This is a genomic window from Pseudomonas sp. Root401 (assembly GCF_001425105.1).
In the GTDB taxonomy this organism is placed as follows: Bacteria; Pseudomonadota; Gammaproteobacteria; order Pseudomonadales; family Pseudomonadaceae; genus Aquipseudomonas; species Aquipseudomonas brassicacearum.
Map to the genome: position 1 here is coordinate 17,962 of NZ_LMDO01000036.1, position 17,084 is coordinate 35,045.

At 60.2% G+C, this 17,084-nt stretch carries 18 protein-coding genes and 1 pseudogene; 9 read left to right on the plus strand and 10 right to left on the minus strand.

Translation table 11 applies throughout. From position 1 onward, the window contains the following. Positions 1 to 69 precede the first annotated feature (69 nt). The 5 genes from ASC85_RS23370 to rplU form a co-directional block, all read right to left on the minus strand. Positions 70 to 525, minus strand: a complete 456-nt coding sequence (locus ASC85_RS23370; RefSeq protein ID WP_003205733.1) for a CreA family protein — start codon at positions 523 to 525, stop codon at positions 70 to 72. A gap of 9 nt (positions 526 to 534) precedes the next feature. Beyond that, the gene (gene proB / locus ASC85_RS23375) at positions 535 to 1,653 is read right to left on the minus strand and encodes a glutamate 5-kinase (protein ID WP_003205734.1); all 1,119 of its coding nucleotides are present in this window, start codon (positions 1,651 to 1,653) and stop codon (positions 535 to 537) included. Between the two features lie 336 nt (positions 1,654 to 1,989). Continuing rightward, entirely contained in the window at positions 1,990 to 3,213 is a 1,224-nt protein-coding gene (cgtA, locus tag ASC85_RS23380) for an Obg family GTPase CgtA (RefSeq protein WP_003205736.1), read from the minus strand. A gap of 190 nt (positions 3,214 to 3,403) precedes the next feature. Beyond that, positions 3,404 to 3,661, minus strand: coding sequence for a 50S ribosomal protein L27 (gene rpmA / locus ASC85_RS23385; protein ID WP_003205738.1), 258 nt, complete (start codon positions 3,659 to 3,661; stop codon positions 3,404 to 3,406). Between the two features lie 35 nt (positions 3,662 to 3,696). Then, the gene (rplU, locus tag ASC85_RS23390; protein WP_003176051.1) at positions 3,697 to 4,011 is read right to left on the minus strand and encodes a 50S ribosomal protein L21; all 315 of its coding nucleotides are present in this window, start codon (positions 4,009 to 4,011) and stop codon (positions 3,697 to 3,699) included. Between the two features lie 239 nt (positions 4,012 to 4,250). On the opposite strand from rplU, the gene ASC85_RS23395 reads away from it, so the two are divergent. From ASC85_RS23395 to ASC85_RS23405, 3 genes are all read left to right on the plus strand, one after another. After that, entirely contained in the window at positions 4,251 to 5,219 is a 969-nt protein-coding gene (locus ASC85_RS23395) for a polyprenyl synthetase family protein (protein WP_047230162.1), read from the plus strand. 260 nt (positions 5,220 to 5,479) lie between these two features. Beyond that, complete coding sequence (locus ASC85_RS23400; RefSeq protein ID WP_003205741.1) at positions 5,480 to 5,821, plus strand: zinc ribbon domain-containing protein YjdM; 342 nt, start codon at positions 5,480 to 5,482, stop codon at positions 5,819 to 5,821. A gap of 205 nt (positions 5,822 to 6,026) precedes the next feature. Beyond that, entirely contained in the window at positions 6,027 to 6,284 is a 258-nt protein-coding gene (locus tag ASC85_RS23405) for a PA4570 family protein (RefSeq protein ID WP_003205743.1), read from the plus strand. Between the two features lie 134 nt (positions 6,285 to 6,418). Here ASC85_RS23405 and ASC85_RS23410 read toward each other — a convergent pair whose 3' ends face one another. The 4 genes from ASC85_RS23410 to ASC85_RS23425 form a co-directional block, all read right to left on the minus strand. Continuing rightward, a complete protein-coding gene (locus ASC85_RS23410; protein ID WP_003205746.1) occupies positions 6,419 to 7,036 on the minus strand; it encodes an FKBP-type peptidyl-prolyl cis-trans isomerase in 618 nt (205 codons plus the stop codon). Between the two features lie 204 nt (positions 7,037 to 7,240). Continuing rightward, the gene (locus ASC85_RS23415; protein ID WP_014340287.1) at positions 7,241 to 7,729 is read right to left on the minus strand and encodes a TIGR00645 family protein; all 489 of its coding nucleotides are present in this window, start codon (positions 7,727 to 7,729) and stop codon (positions 7,241 to 7,243) included. A 132-nt stretch (positions 7,730 to 7,861) separates the two neighbouring features. Further along, a complete protein-coding gene (locus ASC85_RS23420; RefSeq protein ID WP_013694243.1) occupies positions 7,862 to 8,203 on the minus strand; it encodes a PA4575 family protein in 342 nt (113 codons plus the stop codon). Between the two features lie 381 nt (positions 8,204 to 8,584). Further along, positions 8,585 to 11,023, minus strand: coding sequence for a Lon protease family protein (locus tag ASC85_RS23425; protein WP_057451578.1), 2,439 nt, complete (start codon positions 11,021 to 11,023; stop codon positions 8,585 to 8,587). A gap of 275 nt (positions 11,024 to 11,298) precedes the next feature. On the opposite strand from ASC85_RS23425, the gene ASC85_RS23430 reads away from it, so the two are divergent. The 6 genes from ASC85_RS23430 to ASC85_RS23455 all read left to right on the plus strand — a co-directional run bounded on the left by ASC85_RS23430 (position 11,299) and on the right by ASC85_RS23455 (position 16,730). After that, entirely contained in the window at positions 11,299 to 11,787 is a 489-nt protein-coding gene (locus tag ASC85_RS23430; RefSeq protein WP_057451579.1) for a DUF3015 domain-containing protein, read from the plus strand. 88 nt (positions 11,788 to 11,875) lie between these two features. Beyond that, entirely contained in the window at positions 11,876 to 13,729 is a 1,854-nt protein-coding gene (locus tag ASC85_RS23435) for an Lnb N-terminal periplasmic domain-containing protein (protein ID WP_057451580.1), read from the plus strand. Between the two features lie 134 nt (positions 13,730 to 13,863). Further along, complete coding sequence (locus tag ASC85_RS23440) at positions 13,864 to 15,126, plus strand: AAA family ATPase (protein ID WP_057451581.1); 1,263 nt, start codon at positions 13,864 to 13,866, stop codon at positions 15,124 to 15,126. After that, positions 15,123 to 15,692: a hypothetical protein gene (locus tag ASC85_RS23445; protein ID WP_057451582.1), complete on the plus strand. Its 570-nt coding sequence runs from the start codon at positions 15,123 to 15,125 to the stop codon at positions 15,690 to 15,692. Before ASC85_RS23440 ends, ASC85_RS23445 begins: the two co-directional genes overlap by 4 nt. Before the next feature lie 115 nt (positions 15,693 to 15,807). After that, positions 15,808 to 16,164 carry a hypothetical protein gene (locus ASC85_RS23450; RefSeq protein WP_057451583.1) on the plus strand — a complete coding sequence of 119 codons (357 nt, stop codon included), beginning with the start codon at positions 15,808 to 15,810 and terminating at the stop codon, positions 16,162 to 16,164. A 74-nt stretch (positions 16,165 to 16,238) separates the two neighbouring features. After that, entirely contained in the window at positions 16,239 to 16,730 is a 492-nt protein-coding gene (locus tag ASC85_RS23455; protein WP_057451584.1) for a GreA/GreB family elongation factor, read from the plus strand. A gap of 255 nt (positions 16,731 to 16,985) precedes the next feature. On the opposite strand, the pseudogene ASC85_RS33260 reads toward ASC85_RS23455, so the two are convergent. Beyond that, positions 16,986 to 17,084, minus strand: a pseudogene (locus tag ASC85_RS33260) (group II intron maturase-specific domain-containing protein); the annotation flags it as partial.

Consider the following 17,084-nt stretch of genomic DNA (forward strand, 5'->3'; position numbering starts at 1 on the left):
GCGCCAAAAGCACAACACATCCATGGAGATAAAAAAAGCGAGCCGATCGGCTCGCCCGTCATTCGCGACTTAACGCCAAGGCAAGATCGGAATAGCCGTCACCGCATTCTGCGGACTGCCCTCGATCACCCGATCGCTGTAAACCAGGTACACCAGCGTATTGCGCTTCTTGTCGAGGAATCGCACCACTTGCATGGTCTTGAACACCAGCGAAGTGCGCTCGCGGAACACCTCCTCGCCATCCTTGAGCTCACCCTTGAAGCTGATAGGCCCGACCTGGCGGCAGGCGATGGACGCCTCGGCACGATCCTCGGCCAGGCCCAGGCCGCCTTTCACGCCGCCAGTCTTGGCCCGCGACAGGTAACAGGTCACGCCATCCACCTTGGGATCATCGAACGCCTCGACCACAATCCGGTCGTTCGGTCCGACAAACTTGAACACCGTCGACACTTGGCCAATTTCTTCGGCCGAAGCCAGCAGCGGCACCGCCAGCAGCAAGCCGATCAATCCTTTTGCCAAACCCATGATTTTTCCTTAGACGAGGATCAGGTTGTCACGGTGAACCAGCTCGGGCTCCGCCATGTAACCCAACAGACCGACAATCGCATCAGACGACTGACCGATGATTTTCTGCGCTTCCAGCGCGCTGTAGTTGGCCAGGCCACGGGCGATCTCGCGACCGTCCGGGGCCACGCACACCACCATTTCGCCCCGACGGAAGCTGCCCTGGACCAGCTTCACACCCACCGGCAGCAGGCTTTTGTTGCCTTGGGACAGGGCCGCCACCGCGCCAGCGTCCAGCACCAAGGTGCCACGGGTCTGCAGATGCCCTGCCAGCCACTGCTTGCGGGCCGCCAACATGCCGCGCTCCGGGGAGAGCAAGGTGCCGATGCGCTCGCCGGCTTTCAGGCGGTCCAGCACCCGCTCCAAGCGCCCACCCACGATGATGGTGTGAGCCCCCGAGCGCGCCGCCAGACGCGCAGCGCGCAGTTTGGTCTGCATGCCGCCACGGCCCAGCGCACCACCCGTGCCGCCCGCCACCGCGTCCAGCGCCGGGTCGTCGGCGCGGGCTTCATAGATCAGCTTGGCGTCGGGATTGTTGCGCGGATCAGCATCGAACATGCCGTCGCGATCCGTGAGGATCACCAGCAGATCCGCCTCCACCAGGTTCGCCACCAGCGCGGCCAGGGTGTCGTTATCGCCGAAACGGATCTCGTCGGTGACCACCGTGTCGTTCTCGTTGATCACCGGGATGACTTTGAGCTCCACCAGCGCGCGCAAGGTACTGCGGGCATTGAGGTAGCGCTTGCGGTCGGACAGGTCATCGTGGGTCAGCAGGATCTGCGCCGTATGGCGACCGTGCTCGGCGAAGCTTGATTCCCAAGCCTGCACCAGGCCCATCTGGCCGATGGCGGCGGCAGCCTGCAGCTCATGCATCGCGCTGGGTCGCGACGTCCAGCCCAAACGGCTCATACCGGCAGCCACAGCCCCGGAAGAGACCAATACCAGCTCGACGCCAGCCTCATGCAAGGCCACCATCTGCTCGACCCACACCGCCATTGCCTGGCGATCCAGACCCTTGCCATCCGCCGTCAGCAGTGCGCTGCCGATCTTCACGACCCAGCGCTGCGCACCCGTCACCTTGCTCCGCATCATCTTCAACCTTTGCCAGCGAACGGCGCGACCCAGCGCCGCCCATGGGATTATTCGTATTTGCGTTTTACAGATACCAAAACGCCGCTCGAATGAGCGGCGCCTTGGAAACCGGCTGGTTGCGATGATAACACCGCACTGGACCAGTTAAACCTGCCCCATGCCAGCCACCCGAGAATCCCTGTGGGGGCGAGCTTGTGGGAGCAAGCTTGCTCGCGATGACATCGTCACATCCAACACCTTTGCTGGCTGTAAAATCGCTATCGCGAGCAAGCTTTGCTCCCACTGATTCGCTCACATAGGTCTTGGTTTCAACTGAGCGGCATCAGCACAAGATCAGTCGCGGACGTAGATGATTTCCGGACCGTCTTCGTCATCCACATCTTCTTCGTCCCAATCGTCGTCGCCGATGTCATGGACCGACTTGACGCCACTGCGACGCAGGGCACGCTGGTCGTCCAGCGCCTGCAACTGCGCACGGGCCTCATCTTCGATGCGCTGATCGAGCTCGGCCAGCTCTTCCTTGTAGGCCGGATCGTTGGCCAGGCGGTCGGCGCGATCTTCCAGGTAACGCATGATGTCGTGGCACAGGCGCTCGGTGCCTTCTTTGGCGATGGCCGAGATCACGTAGACCGGACCTTCCCACTCCAGGCGATCGACGATCTCCTTGACCCGCTCCTCATGCTCTTCTTCAAGGATCTGGTCGCACTTGTTCAGCACCAGCCAACGGTCGCGCTCGGCCAGGGCCGGGCTGAACTTGGTCAGTTCGTTGACGATGACTTCGGCGGCATCGGCGGCACTGGTTTCATCCAACGGCGCCATGTCCACGAGGTGCAGCAACAGACGGGTACGGGACAAATGCTTGAGGAAACGAATCCCCAGGCCTGCACCCTCGGAAGCCCCTTCGATCAACCCTGGAATGTCGGCGATTACGAAACTCTTCCAGCGGTCGACGCTGACCACGCCCAGGTTCGGCACCAGGGTGGTGAATGGGTAATCGGCCACTTTCGGCTTGGCCGCCGACACCGAGCGAATGAAGGTACTTTTACCAGCGTTCGGCAGGCCCAACAGGCCCACGTCGGCCAACACTTTCATTTCCAGCTTCAGGTCACGCTGCTCGCCTGGCTTGCCTGGCGTGGTCTGGCGTGGCGCACGGTTGGTACTGGATTTGAAACGGGTGTTGCCCAGGCCGTGCCAGCCGCCATGGGCGACCAGCAGACGCTGGCCGGCCTTGGTCAGGTCGCCAATCACTTCCTGGGTGGCCGAATCGATCACCGTGGTACCGACCGGCACGCGCAGGATCAGGTCTTCGCCCTTCTTGCCGGTGCAGTCGGTGCTGCCGCCGTTGGAACCACGCTCGGCATCGAAGTGCCGGGTGTAACGGTAGTCCACCAGGGTGTTGAGGTTTTCGTCGGCGAGCATGTAGATCGAGCCGCCGTCGCCCCCGTCACCGCCGTTCGGGCCACCGTTTTCAATGAACTTTTCCCGACGGAAACTCATGCAACCATTGCCGCCGTCGCCGGCCTTTACTCGAATCGATACTTCATCAACAAACTTCATGACACACGCCTCTCGCCATACGGACGAGCCAAAAAAACAAGACATAAGACTCTTGCAAAAATGAGCGCAGCGACCTGATGACACGCCCCAACCGCAGCGCCGACAGCCCATACAAACAGTTTTGCAAGAGACTCACCCCACAAACGAAAAAGCCCCGTCGCAAGACAGGGCTTTTCCAGCGATCTCGCAATTAAGCTGCGATAACGCTTACGTAACGACGACCGAAGGCGCCTTTTACTTCGAACTTGATCACGCCTTCGACTTTAGCGAAGAGGGTGTGATCTTTACCCATGCCCACGCCGTAGCCAGCGTGGAATTGGGTGCCGCGCTGACGCACGATGATGTTGCCTGCTTTGATAGCCTGGCCGCCATACATCTTCACGCCAAGGCGTTTGGCTTCTGAGTCGCGACCGTTACGGGTACTACCACCAGCTTTTTTGTGTGCCATGAGTTCAATTCTCCTAGTGAGGAATTAGGCTGAAATTAAGCCTGAATACCGGTGATTTTGATCTCGGTGTACCACTGGCGGTGGCCCATACGCTTCATGTGGTGCTTACGGCGACGGAACTTGATGATGCGGACTTTATCGTGACGACCTTGGGAGATCACTTCAGCCACAACGGTAGCGCCAGCAACGACTGGAGCGCCGATATTCACGTCATCGCCATTGGCGACCAACAGAACGCGATCAAAAGTCACGGATTCGCCGGTAGCGATTTCCAGTTTTTCGATCTTCAGGTATTCACCTGGGGCGACCTTGTATTGCTTGCCACCAGTAACAATTACTGCGTACGACATGGTATTTCTCCGATAATCCTGCTCACCCAGCGCTTTATAAGAAGAGGTATTGGCTGGCATGGCTGCATGGGCTGGAAGGCCCTAATGCAATTGCGTAAGGCAGGTGCTGCCCAGGAAGTTCAGGGTGCGCGATTGTACGCAAGCCAAGAGAGCCTTGCAAGTAGCCGTCCATCGCGCCTTGACAGGCCTGGGTGGGGGTCCTAGCATGCCGCGCAACCCTTCTGGAGCACCTGTCGCTGATGCAACCCCAAGCTTTCTACCGCGCGGTGGCGGACGATTTTAGCGCCGTCGACGGCATCATCAAGAAGCAGCTGACTTCCCGAGTGCCGCTGGTATCGAAAATCGGCGACTACATCACATCGGCCGGCGGTAAACGCCTGCGTCCTTTATTGGTGCTGTTGTGCGGCAAGGCCCTGGGTCGCGAAGGCGACGACATGCGCCTGCTGGCCGCCACCATCGAGTTCCTGCACACCGCAACCCTGCTGCACGACGACGTGGTCGACATGTCCGGCATGCGGCGTGGCCGTTCGACCGCCAACGCCATGTGGGGCAATGCTCCCAGCGTGCTGGTGGGCGACTTCCTGTATTCGCGCTCGTTCGAGATGATGGTCGAGCTGGGCTCGATGCCGGTGATGAAGATCCTGTCCCAGGCCACGCGCATCATCGCCGAAGGCGAAGTGCTGCAGTTGTCCAAGGTGCGCGATGCCAGCACCACCGAAGAAACCTACATGGAAGTCATCCGCGGCAAGACCGCAATGCTCTTCGAAGCCTCGACCCACAGCGCCGCCGCCCTGGCCGGTGCCAGCGCCGAACAGAGCGAAGCGTTGCGCACCTTCGGCGACCACCTGGGCGTGGCTTTCCAGCTGGTGGACGACCTGCTCGACTACAAGGGCGACGCCGAGACCCTGGGCAAGAACGTCGGTGACGACCTGGCCGAAGGCAAACCGACCCTGCCGCTGATCTACACCATGCGCGAGGGCACGCCTGAACAGGCGGCACTGGTCCGCCAGGCGATCCAGAAAGGCGGGATCGAAGATCTGGAAAGCATCCGCGAAGCGGTCGAAGCGTCCGGCTCGCTGGACTACACCGCGAACCTGGCCCGGGACTACGTTGCCCGCGCGATCAAATGCCTCGACGCCCTGCCGGCCAGCGAATACCGCGATGCGCTGGTGGAGCTGAGCGAGTTTGCGGTGGCGCGTACCCACTGATTGCATGGTAACAGCGAACTTTTGTGGCGAGGGAGCTTGCTCCCGCTCGGCTCTGTAGGCGCTGGCGCAGCCTGCGATCTTTTGATCTTTCGCTCCAGACTCGATTGGCAATGAAAAGATCGCAGCCTCGCTTCGCTCGTCAGCTCCTACGGATCCAGCGGGAGCAAGCTCATCGCCACAAAAGCCCCGCATCACCCTCTTCGCGACAAAACCCTATATAATGTGCGCCCTTTTGTCCTCCTGATACCCAAGGAACCTTAGTGAGCACGTTGCCTCCCTGCCCGAAATGCAATTCCGAATACACCTACGAAGACGGTACTCAACTGGTCTGCCCGGAGTGTGCCCACGAATGGTCCGCCAGCGGCGAAGCTGAAACAGTGTCCGACGATACCGTGAAGAAAGATTCGGTCGGCAACGTCCTGCAGGACGGCGACACCATCACCGTGATCAAGGACCTCAAGGTCAAGGGCACGTCGCTGGTGGTCAAGGTCGGCACCAAGGTCAAGAACATCCGCCTGTGCGATGGCGACCACGACATCGACTGCAAGATCGACGGCATCGGCCCGATGAAACTCAAATCCGAGTTCGTCAGAAAAGTCTGATCCTGCTGTATTCCATCCCATGCCCCGCGTGTGGGATGGAGCTTCGCCCTCTGCGCTTCAGCCCCATTTCTCGGACGTTAGCCAAGTGCCAGCCGTTCTGAGCTGCCATAACCCATCGTCAGAAAAACAATCTCAACGCCAATAGAGCCTTGCTATTTAGCGAATAAGAATTATTCTCATCGAACCCATCAAGGAGATGAGAACCATGACTTATTTGATCGATGCCTGGCTGGACCGCCCACATCCCTACCTCAGGATCCTGCATCGGGAAACCGGGGAAGTCTGTGCGGTGCTTGAAGAAGAAGCCTTGAACGAGCTGCAGGACCAGGGGGATCTGGACCTCAACAGCCTCAATTCCAGTGAACCGTTGGTGCTCAAGGAGCTGGTGCGCAATCTGTTCCTGTTCTGCTACGCCCGGGCGTTGCGCCCTACGGGTGATTTCAGCGGCAGGTTCCACGGATGAGCGTAGAAATCATGTGGGAGCGAGCGAGCTCGCGATGGCGGTGTATCAGTCACGAAAGTGTCGACTGACAGTCCGCTTTCGCGAGCAAGCTCGCTCCCACAGTTTTTTGTCCAGCAGTAAAACCGGGCAGGGTCTTACAGTACGTCCAACAGCTCGACGTCAAACACCAGCACGCTGTGCGGTGGAATGCTGCCAACGCCTTGAGCGCCGTAAGCCAGTTCGCTCGGCACGTACAGGCGCCATTTGCTGCCGGCGTTCATCAGTTGCAGGGCTTCGGTCCAGCCTGGGATCACGCCGCCTACCGGGAATTCGGCTGGCTGGCCACGATCGTAGGAGCTGTCGAACACGGTGCCGTCGATCAGGGTGCCGTGGTAATGGGTACGCACCTGGTCTTCACGGGTCGGCTTGGCGCCTTCACCTTGGGTCAGCACTTCGAATTGCAGGCCGGAAGCCAGGGTGGTGATGCCTTCACGCTTGGCGTTTTCGGCCAGGAACGCGCGGCCTTCGCCAGCAGCGGCTTCAGCCTTGGCTGCGGCTTCGGCTTGCATGATTTCACGAATGACCTTGAAGCTGGCGGACATCTCGTCCTGGCCCACGCGGCTTGGCTTGCCGGCGAACGCGTCGGTCAGGCCGGCCAGGATCGCGTCCAGGCTCACGCCCGGTGGCGGGTTGTCGCGCAGTTGGTCGCCCAACTGACGGCCAATGCCGTAGCTGACGCGGGTTTCGTCGGTGGACAGGTTAACTTCGGACATGATGCTGCTCCGCTGTGCGGACGGCTCGAGAGTTGCCGTGTGTGCCACAGCGCCTCCCGGAGCGCCCGGAACCAAAAGGGCGAGCAGACTAGCACAGATGCCCCCGCGGGTGACGAGCCCCCCGCGTCAAAGCAAGCGGCCAGAAACGACAACGCCCGCCTGCAATTCGACAGGCGGGCGTTGCGCCAGCGCGGTGAACGGACCTCAGTGCTTGGTCAGTTTGTCCAGGTAGCCCATGGCAAATGCCGAGACCACGAAAGTCATGTGGATGATCACGTACCACATCAGGTGCTCGGGATCGACGTTCTTGGCGTCCATGAAAATGCGCAGCAGGTGGATGGAGGAAATGGCCACGATCGAGGCAGCGACTTTCATCTTCAGCGATGAAGAGTCCATGGTGCCCAGCCAGTTGAGCTTTTCCTTGTCGTCGGCGATATCCAGTTGCGAGACGAAGTTCTCGTAGCCGGAAATCATCACCATCACCAGCAGGCCGCCCACCAGCGCCATGTCGATCAACGACAGCAGCACCAGGATCAGGTCGGACTCGGCCATGGAAAACACGTTGGGGATGACGTGAAAGACTTCCTGGAAGAATTTCAGCGCCAGGGCCAGCAAGCCCAGGGACAGCCCGAAGTAGATCGGCGCCAGCAGCCAACGGGAGGCGTACATTGCGTTTTCGATAAAGCGTTCCATTGAATCTCACACCAGGGCTGAAAAATCGCGGCGAGTATATCAGCCACGACCGGCCCCACAAATGCCGGGACCCTCCCTGGTCCCTGCCCTTGTGTCAAAACTTTACTGCCGGTGCCCGTGCGGTGATGGTCTTCAATGCAGCGGACGAAACTCGAAGCCGCCGACGTTGCGACAACGGCCTCCATTGATTTCACGCAGTTGGGCTTGCATGTGCAGGGACCAGATCTGCGGGTCGTCGGCCAGCTCATAGCCGTGCAGTGTCAGGCTTTGCACAATGGTATCGAGGATGGATTCGGCGGCAGTCGGGCCGGGGAATGGCCCTTGGGCCTTGATGGCAGAAGGTTGTTCACCGGCCATTCCGGCGGCGAAGAGCAAGGTCCACATACCGGTATCTCCCGCCAGGGGGCGGATGGCGCATTCGATACGGGTGACAAGGCCCAGGCATTGACGAGTGAGGCAAAGGTTGCGCGACATGGCGGCGCCCCTCGGTAGATCCGGTATTCAGCCCCGGGAGGAGGCTGTTTCGATCCGATGATGACTCTCGTTATCCTTGAGCTGAGGATAGAAGAAAAGTTCCGGTCGCAAGGGCTTTCGAGACCAGAATACGCCGAGCGGTCACAGTGTGAATATTGACGCCAAAGTGGTGGCGTTCTTTAGTAATCATCCACAAAACAGTGTGGGAGCGAGCTTGCTCGCGCTGGGCTCTGTAGGAGCTGGCGAAGCCTGCGATCTTTTGATCTTTCGCTTGGGATTCAAGTGTCAGGGGAAAGATCGCAGCCTCGTTGCACTCGACAGCTCCTACAATCAGCGGGAGCAAGCTCGCTACCACAGGAGCTTGCGGCGGTCAGGAAAACCTCAAGCCGGCTTGGCCTCCGCCAGAGCCTGCTGCGCCAGTTCCTTTTCCGCTTCCTTGATGTCGTCCTCGCTGATCATCTCCGCGATCACCCGCAGCCGCTCCACCACGCGGGCGTTGACGCTGCCCTCGGGGAACTCGCCGTTTTCATCCGGCTCGCCGGCAGGTTCGCCCACCAACAGGCTCAGGGCTTCGTCGGCCTGGCGCACGGCATAGACGTGGAACTGCCCGGCGCGCACGGCGGCCAGCACTTTCTCGTCGAGCATCAGGGTCGCGACGTTGGCCTGGGGAATGATCGCCCCTTGCTCACCGGTCAGCCCACGGGCTTCGCAGAGGCGGAAGAAGCCTTCGATCTTCTCGTTGACCCCGCCCACCGCCTGCACTTCGCCGAACTGGTTGATCGAACCGGTGATGGCGAAGCACTGCTTGAGCGGCGTCTTCGACAGGGCCGAGATCAGCGTGCAAGCCTCGCCCAGGGACGCGCTGTCGCCGTCCACGTAACCGTAGGACTGCTCCAGCGCGATACTGGCCGAGATCGCCAGCGGGAACTCCTGGGCATAACGGCTGCCCAGGTAACCGGTGAGGATCATCACGCCCTTGGAGTGGATCGGCTGGCCGAGGTTGACCTCCCGCTCGATGTCGACAATGCCGCTACCACCCGGGTACACCGTGGCGGAAATCCGCGCCGGCACACCAAACGCAGAGTCGCCGACCTCGAGTACCGTCAGCCCGTTGCATTTGCCCACGGCCGCACCCGCGGTGTCGATCAGGATGATCCCGGCGAGCATGTCGTCGAGGATTCGCGCCGAGACACGCCCGGTACGGGTGGCCTTGGCCTTGAGGGCGCGTTCGATGTGGCCGGCGTCGGTCATCTCGTCACCGGCCAGTTGGCGAATGAAATCCGCCTCGCTGACCAGTTGGAACAGGTCACCGATACGCGCCGACAAACGCCCCTGGTGCTCGGCCAGACGCGCACTGTAGGTCGCCAGGCGCGCCACCGCGTCGGCGGTCAGCGGCGCCATGCCCTCTTCCGAAGTGCGGGTCTTGAGCAACTGGGCGAACTGCTCCAGGCTCTCGTCGCCCATCGGGATGTCTTCGTCGAAATCCACCAGCACGCGAAACATTTCCTGGAAGTCCGGATCCAGGTCCTGCAAGGCGTAGTAGAGCTGGCGGGCGCCAATGATCACGACCTTGACCTGCAACGGGATGTGCTGCGGCGTCAGGGTCACCGTGGCCAGCCGGCCCAGCTCACCCAGTGGCGATTCCATTTTCAGCTTGCGCGATTGCAGGGCACGCTTGAGCGCATCCCACACGAACGGCTCCCCGAGCATTTTTTCCGCTTCGAGAATCAGGAAACCGCCGTTGGCCCGGTGCAAGGCGCCCGGACGCAACTGCCGGTACGTGGTGTAGAGCGCGCCCTGGTCGGTGCTGTATTCGATGCGACCAAACAGGTTGTCGTAGGTCGGGTGCGGCTCGAACACCACTGGCGCGCCGCCACTGAACGGATGCCCGACCACCAGGCTCGGGGCGTACTGTTCCTCCAGCAGTTTGCGGGCGATGGCGTCGGTCTTGCTGTCGTCCACCAATTGCTCGACCACGGTCTTGAGCAGATAGACCTGCATGGCCTGCAAGTAGCCGCAGACCGCAGCGTTCTCTGCGTATTTCTCCGACAGTGGTGCCAGCAACGGTTGCAGGGCCAGGGTGATGGTTTCTTCGTTGAGGTGGCGCAACTGGTTGCTGGACTCGCGCTTCCATTGCGGCAGGCTGGCGAGCTCTTCGTTCAAGCGCTCTTCCAGGCCCGAGATGTCGTCATGGAAACGCTCGCGCTCGGCTTCCGGCAACTGGGCGAATTCCGCTTCATCCAGGGCCTTGCCTTCGCTCATCGGCGTGAAGGCGATGTTGCTGCTGTCACGGTACAGCGCGACATCCTTCTCCAGCGCCAGGCGCTCGATCACATCCAGGGCACGGTCGTAGCGCTGGTTGAAGGCGCGGTCGATGGCGCTTTTCTTCTGCTGGTAGGACGGGTGCTCGAACACCGCCGGGAAGGTCGCCAGCAGGTTGTCGATCAGGCCGTTGATGTCGGTGATGAAGGCACCGGCCGTGCCTGACGGCAGTTCCAGGGCACGGGGCTCGCGGGGCTCATCGAAGTTGTTGACGTAGACCCAGTCCGCCGGGGTCTGCAGGCGCTTGCCTTCGGCCTTGAGGTAGCGTTTGACGAACGAAAACCGGCCTGTGCCGGGCTCGCCCATGACGAATACGTTGTAACCGGGGCGCGGCATGGCCACGCCGAACTGCAAGGCTTCGACCGCACGTTCCTGGCCAAGCACACCGCGGAAGGGCTCCAGATCATTGGTGGTAGAGAAGCTGAACTGTTCAGCGGAAAACGGACGGGTCAGCGCTTCGGGCGCTAGACGCAAGCTGGCAGCAACAGGATCAGGCATCGGGCTTCCTTACATCAGGCGGGGCAGATAGCGGCATTCTGGCGCTGCCTGTACCTGACTGGCAAGGAGCGCCTCTGCCCAAAGCATAGTCAAAGGGAAAACCGCAGGCGGGGCCCAGTGGACAGGCGATCTCACAGTAATGTTTTTGCAAAATGTCACGGAACCCCTGGATCGTGCCTAAACTCCAAATTGCGCGGCTGGAACAATAACCGGCCCACTGGCAGCTGTAGGGGCCAGACCCTGTCCATTGGTATGCACATAAAGAGAACATAGCTATGAAACGGATTCTTCTCGGTACTCTCTTCACCGCTGTATCCCTCAACGCCATGGCTCAGGCGCCGGGCGGCCCGGATTGCGGCTGGGGCAACATGCTGTTCGAAGGTCAGCGTGGCACTCCGGCACACTTCCTGGCATCCACCACCAACGGCACTTCCGGTAACGCTACCTTCGGCATGACATCCGGCACCAACGGTTGCTCGACCAACGCGGCACTGACCTACGGTGGCAAGTCCTGGCTGGCCATGAATGGCATGATGAACGAGCTGTCCGAAGACATGGCCAAGGGTCAAGGCGAAGCGCTGACCACCTATGCCGTGGTACTGGGCGTAGCGCCGGAAGACCGCGCACATTTCTCCGCCGTCACCCACGAGCACTTCCAGCAGATCTTCAGCAAGGCTGACGTGACCGCCGAAGACGTGCATACCAACACCCTGGCCGTGCTGAAAAGCGATCCTCGCCTGGCCAAGTACGCCACTCAAGCTTAAGCTCGACACCACTCGCTCCTCTCGGGGAGCGGGTTTTCTTTTTGGGGCCCCTTCGGTCTTTATTTTTCGCCTTTCCAAGTAGCCGACTATGCTCAAACGCCTTGCCTGGCTGGCGCTCTGTGTGTGCGCCCCGCTGTCCGCCGCGCCTCATGTCGACCCTCAACGTTTGCAGCAACTGGCCAATGACCGCTTCTGGATTTCCCTGGGCCACTACGAAACCGCCAAGCTCGGCGGTTGGCGCAGCTATATCAGTGACAAGAAATTCTTCCTCGCACCCGATGGCAACGAACATCCCGAGCGTGAACTGAGCGCCACGCTAAACGCCCTGTACGGCCCGGCCAGCGCCGGCCAGCAACATGCCCAGTGCGTGTACCCGGCGCGAACGCGCTGGCTCAAGGCCCAGCTCAGCCTGACAGACCTGCCGACGGTCAATTGCAGCGACTTCACCCAGTGGTTCAAGGACGTCTCGCCCCACAGCGCGGTGATGATCTTCCCCGCCGCGTACTTGAACAGTCCCTCCTCGATGTTCGGCCACACCCTGTTGCGCATCGACCAGGCCGATGTGCAAAGCGACAAGACCGCCCTGCTCAGCTATGCGATCAATTTCGGCGCCTACATCGAAGGCTCGGACAACAGCATCCTCTATGCCTGGAAGGGCCTGATGGGTGGCTATCCCGGCCTGTTCGCCCTGGTGCCGTACCAAGAAAAACTCTCCGAGTACCGTAGCCTGGAGAACCGCGACCTGTGGGAATATCGCCTGAACCTGAGCCAGGCGGAAACCGAGCGCATGGTCGAGCACGTCTGGGAACTCAAGCAGATCCAGTTCGACTATTTTTTCTTCGACGAAAACTGCTCCTATCGCCTGCTCGAATTGCTGCAAGTGGCTCGCCCCAGCCTGCGCCTGACTGAACAATTCCCGCTGACCGCGATTCCCACCGACACCGTCAAGGCAGTGAAAGAAGCCGGCCTGGTGGAAAGCATCCAGTATCGACCGTCCCGTGAACGGGAACTGCTCAGCCGCGCCGAACCGCTCAGCGATGATGAACAGCAATGGGTACTGAAAGTCAGCGCCGACCAGCAGCAACTGCAAGCCCCCGGCTTCAAGGCGCTGCCGCGCGAACGCCAGGCGCTGATCATCGATGCGGCCTATCGCCTGGAGCGCTATCGCGCCAACGGCCAGGAACGCGATCCACAGCGCTCCCAGCGCAGTTTCGAACTGTTGCGGGCGATCAACCAGAACCCCGCGCCGGAACTCGACATCCCGCAACCGGGACTGCCCGAGGACGGTCACCAGTCGCGCACCTGGCAGGCCGGCCTCGGCACCCGGGGCGACCGGGCGTTCGGCGAGTATGGCTTGCGCATGGCCTACCACGATCTCAACGACAACGCCGAGAGCTTCCCCTTGGGCGCACAGATCGAAATCCTGCAATTGAAACTGCGCCAGTACGAAGGCAATGACTGGCAGGTGCAACAACTGGACCTGGCGACCATTCGCTCCCTGACCCCACGCAACGAGCTGCTGCAACCGCTGTCCTGGCAGGTCACCGGCGGCCTGGAGCGGGTGCCAGGCAAACACGACGATGAAACCTTGGTCAGCCACGTCAACGGCGGCGCCGGTGGCACCTGGGCGCTGGGCGAAGAGGTGCTGGGCTTTGCCCTGGGCACGGTACGGGTCGAGCACAACAACGATTTCGCCCAATTCATCGCCCCGGCCGCCGGTTTCAACAGCGGTGTGCTGTGGAAAAACCCGCTGGGCAACCTGAGCCTGGAAGCCAAGGGTGACTATTTCGTCAACGGCGAAGTGCGCCGCAGCCTGAGCTTGAATCAACAATGGGAATTGTCCCGCAACCTCGGCCTGCGCCTGAGTGCCCAGCGGGAATTCAGCCAATTGGCCTCGCCGGAGAACGAAGTGATGCTCGAGGTGAAGTGGTACCACTATTGAATCTGAGCGAGAGAAGGGGAAAACAAAGCACAACCTCAAGTCGAATCAGGCGTGAGTCCGGACTCACATTTCGAAGTCAGCCAAAATCAAGTAGATTGGTTTGAATAAACCTTTAATCGGAATTGAATGCTGCGATGCTTGATTATCTGCACATGAAAAACGTGGGGCCTGCTCCTGAGCTCGAAGTTAACTGGGCGCCACGAATCAATCTGATCACGGGTGACAATGGACTGGGGAAAAGCTTTTTGCTGGACCTGGCCTGGTGGGCGCTGACGCGCACCTGGGCCAATACGCCAGCGCTTCCTGTAAACCCCGGCAAGTCCTCAATCAAATATGTTGTAAAAGGTAAATCCGGCGTCGCCCAGCCTGTCGTATCGACCTATAAACGCGAAGACAGCTCCTGGCCCTTGAAGCAAAGCCGTCCCACCATGCCCGGCATCGTGGTTTACGTACGCATCGACGGCGGCTTTTCCGTCTGGGATCCGGCCCGCAATTACTGGCGCTCCGATAAGGATCGCCCCGCCGCATATCACTTCTCTGCCGACGCCGTATGGGATGGCCTTGATGTCAACGGACAAAGAGTCTGTGAAGGCTTGGAGCGCGACTGGGTCAACTGGCAAAACGGCCGCAAACCCCAATTCAAAGCGTTGGAAAACGCCTTGCGCGACCTCTCCCCCGCCACTGAACCGCTATGCGTCGGGGCGCCCAGACGCGTCTACCTGGGCGAGGGTCGAGAACGACCGACACTCACCATCGGCAATCAGAACGTGCCTGTCACGCTGGCCTCGGCAGGCGTAAGACGAATATTGGGCCTGGCTTACTTTCTTGTGTGGGCCTGGTATGAACACCAGGCAGCTGCCGAGCTGCTCGACAAAAAACCCGAGCGCCGGTTTGTCATCCTGTTCGACGAGCCCGAGACTCATTTACATCCAAGGTGGCAACGCACGCTGATGCCCAGCCTCTTGCAAGCTATCAAGACCTTGCGCGGGAGCCACGGCGCCGAGCCCCCCCAACTCCTGGTTGCTACGCACTCGCCGCTTGTCGCCGCCTCCCTTGAGCCGATATTCGATGAAGAACAGGACGATCAGATTCAGTTGTCGATTCAGGACCATAAGGTCACGCTGACACAAGGACACTGGGCGGCCCAGGGTGATGCCAGCAGTTGGTTGGTCTCTGACACGTTCGGACTGGAACAGGCGCGCTCGCTGGAGGCAGAAAAAGCCATCGAGGCCGCCGAAGCGTTCATGCGTGGCGAGAAACAACTGCCTGAAGGACTCAAGACCCGTGCATCCATCCACAGGTCGCTACAAAAACTGCTTCCTGCCCACGATGAATTCTGGCCACGCTGGCTGATCGAGAGCGGCCTCCTGACGCTCAATGGCGAGGGTAATCAATGATCCCGGTGACCCGGCCAAAGGAACCCGCCGACTTTGATAAGAAGGTCAGAACACCGGGGACACAATGGCTCAAGGATAATCCCGGCGCTCCTCGCCCCTCACCGCTCTGGAACAAATGCTCGCAAGCGCTGGCCGATCATTACGCCAACCTATGTGCCTATGCGGCCATGCTTGACCCTACCGGCGGAACGGTTGACCACTACCTCAGCTACAAGAACTTCCCAGGCCTGACCTATGAATGGAGCAATTACCGCTTCGCCTCCGGTACTTTGAATTCCAGCAAGAAAACCGCTGATGACACGGTGCTTGACCCCTATGACGTGGGCCCAGGCTGGTTCGAAATCATTTTGCCGTCGCTTCAGATGCGCACCACAGAAGCGATACCTGCGGCTTATCGTGAAAAAGCCGAGTACACACTCAAGCGACTTAAATTGCGTGACGGTGAGCGCGTCATTCGCTGGCGCCAGAGTTGGTACAACATGTACAAACAAAAAAAACTGACCCTTGAAGGGCTCCGTGAAGTTGCGCCGTTGATTGCAGATGCCGTTGAAAAAGCGGCCCTGTGAAGACAACCTCATTTGCCTGCAACCGCAGATTTTTTTGATCATTCTTTCACCACTCGTCAACAACTTCGCCTCTAGACTCTCCTTGTAAGGCCGCCAATGCGGCAGGGAGACAGGCATGTGGCGCGCGGTAACGATGTTGAGTGTGATGTTGTTGGTCAGCGGCTGTGAAACCACCCACGAAGACCTGATCGCCCGGGGTTATCCACCAGCGTTCGCCGACGGCTACGACGACGGTTGCAGCAGTGGCCGGCAAGCCGCCGGGGTGATCACCGGCCAATTCAGAAAAGATGTGCCGCGTTACCTCAAGGATCCGCGTTATGCCGAAGGCTGGAGCGATGGTTTCCGCCAGTGCCAGGCCATGCGCGAGAGCGAAGAGCGTAATGCCTACCGCGAGCGCCATTGGGACGAACGTGAACGGGCCTGGCAGCAACAGAAAGACCAGGACGCCGCCCGGGCTTATCGCTCGCAATAAGTCGCGTACAGACATCCGTCGAAACCAAAACCCTGCAACCATGGCCCAAACTCCAATGCAGAGGAGCAAATGCCATGAGCCGCGCCTTCGTCAACGAAGATAACGCCGCTGCCCAGGCCGACCAGCCGGTCGAACGCCAGGTCAGCGCGCAGCCCAACTACGTCACGCCCACAGGACTGGCCCAGCTACAGGCCCGGGTCGCCGAGTTGCAGGCACTGCACGCCCAGCAGGCGAGCCGTGGGGAGCTGGCGGACAAGCAGCGGATCGCCGACCTTGAACGGGATCTGCGCTATTTCACGCAGCGCCTGCAAAGCGCCCAGGTCGTTGCGCCGGCTTCATCCGATCAAGTGCGGATCGGCCACTGGGTGACCTTTGTCGATGAACAGGACCACGAGCAGCGGGTGCAATTGGTCGGGGAAGACCAGGCCGATGCGGCCAGTGGGCTGATCAACTGGGGCTCGCCGTTGGGACGGGCGTTGCTGGGGGCAAAGATTGGGGATGAGGTGACATGGGAGCGACCATTGGGGAATCTCGTTATCGAGGTCGTTGCGATCGGTCTCCAGTGATACTGCCAGTCTGATTAAACATGCCTGAAGCCTCTGACAAGATCCGATATGACCCGGTCATCAATTAAGCCTTACACACTGTGAGCGAGCTTGCTCGCGATGACGGAGTGTCAGTCAACATTTCCACTGACTGCCCCACCGCTATCACGAGCAAGCTCGCTCCCACAATGGATGTGCATATCGAGTAGGAGGCGGATTTACATCCGCCGTCCTCTCACACCACCGTACGTACGGTTCCGTATACGGCGGTTCAGATTATGCGGATAAACCATTGATCGTATCCAGTATCGAGACCAGTCCAAACCGGTCCCATAGTTTCTTCGGTAACGCCTGATTCATATGTGACGCTCCCGA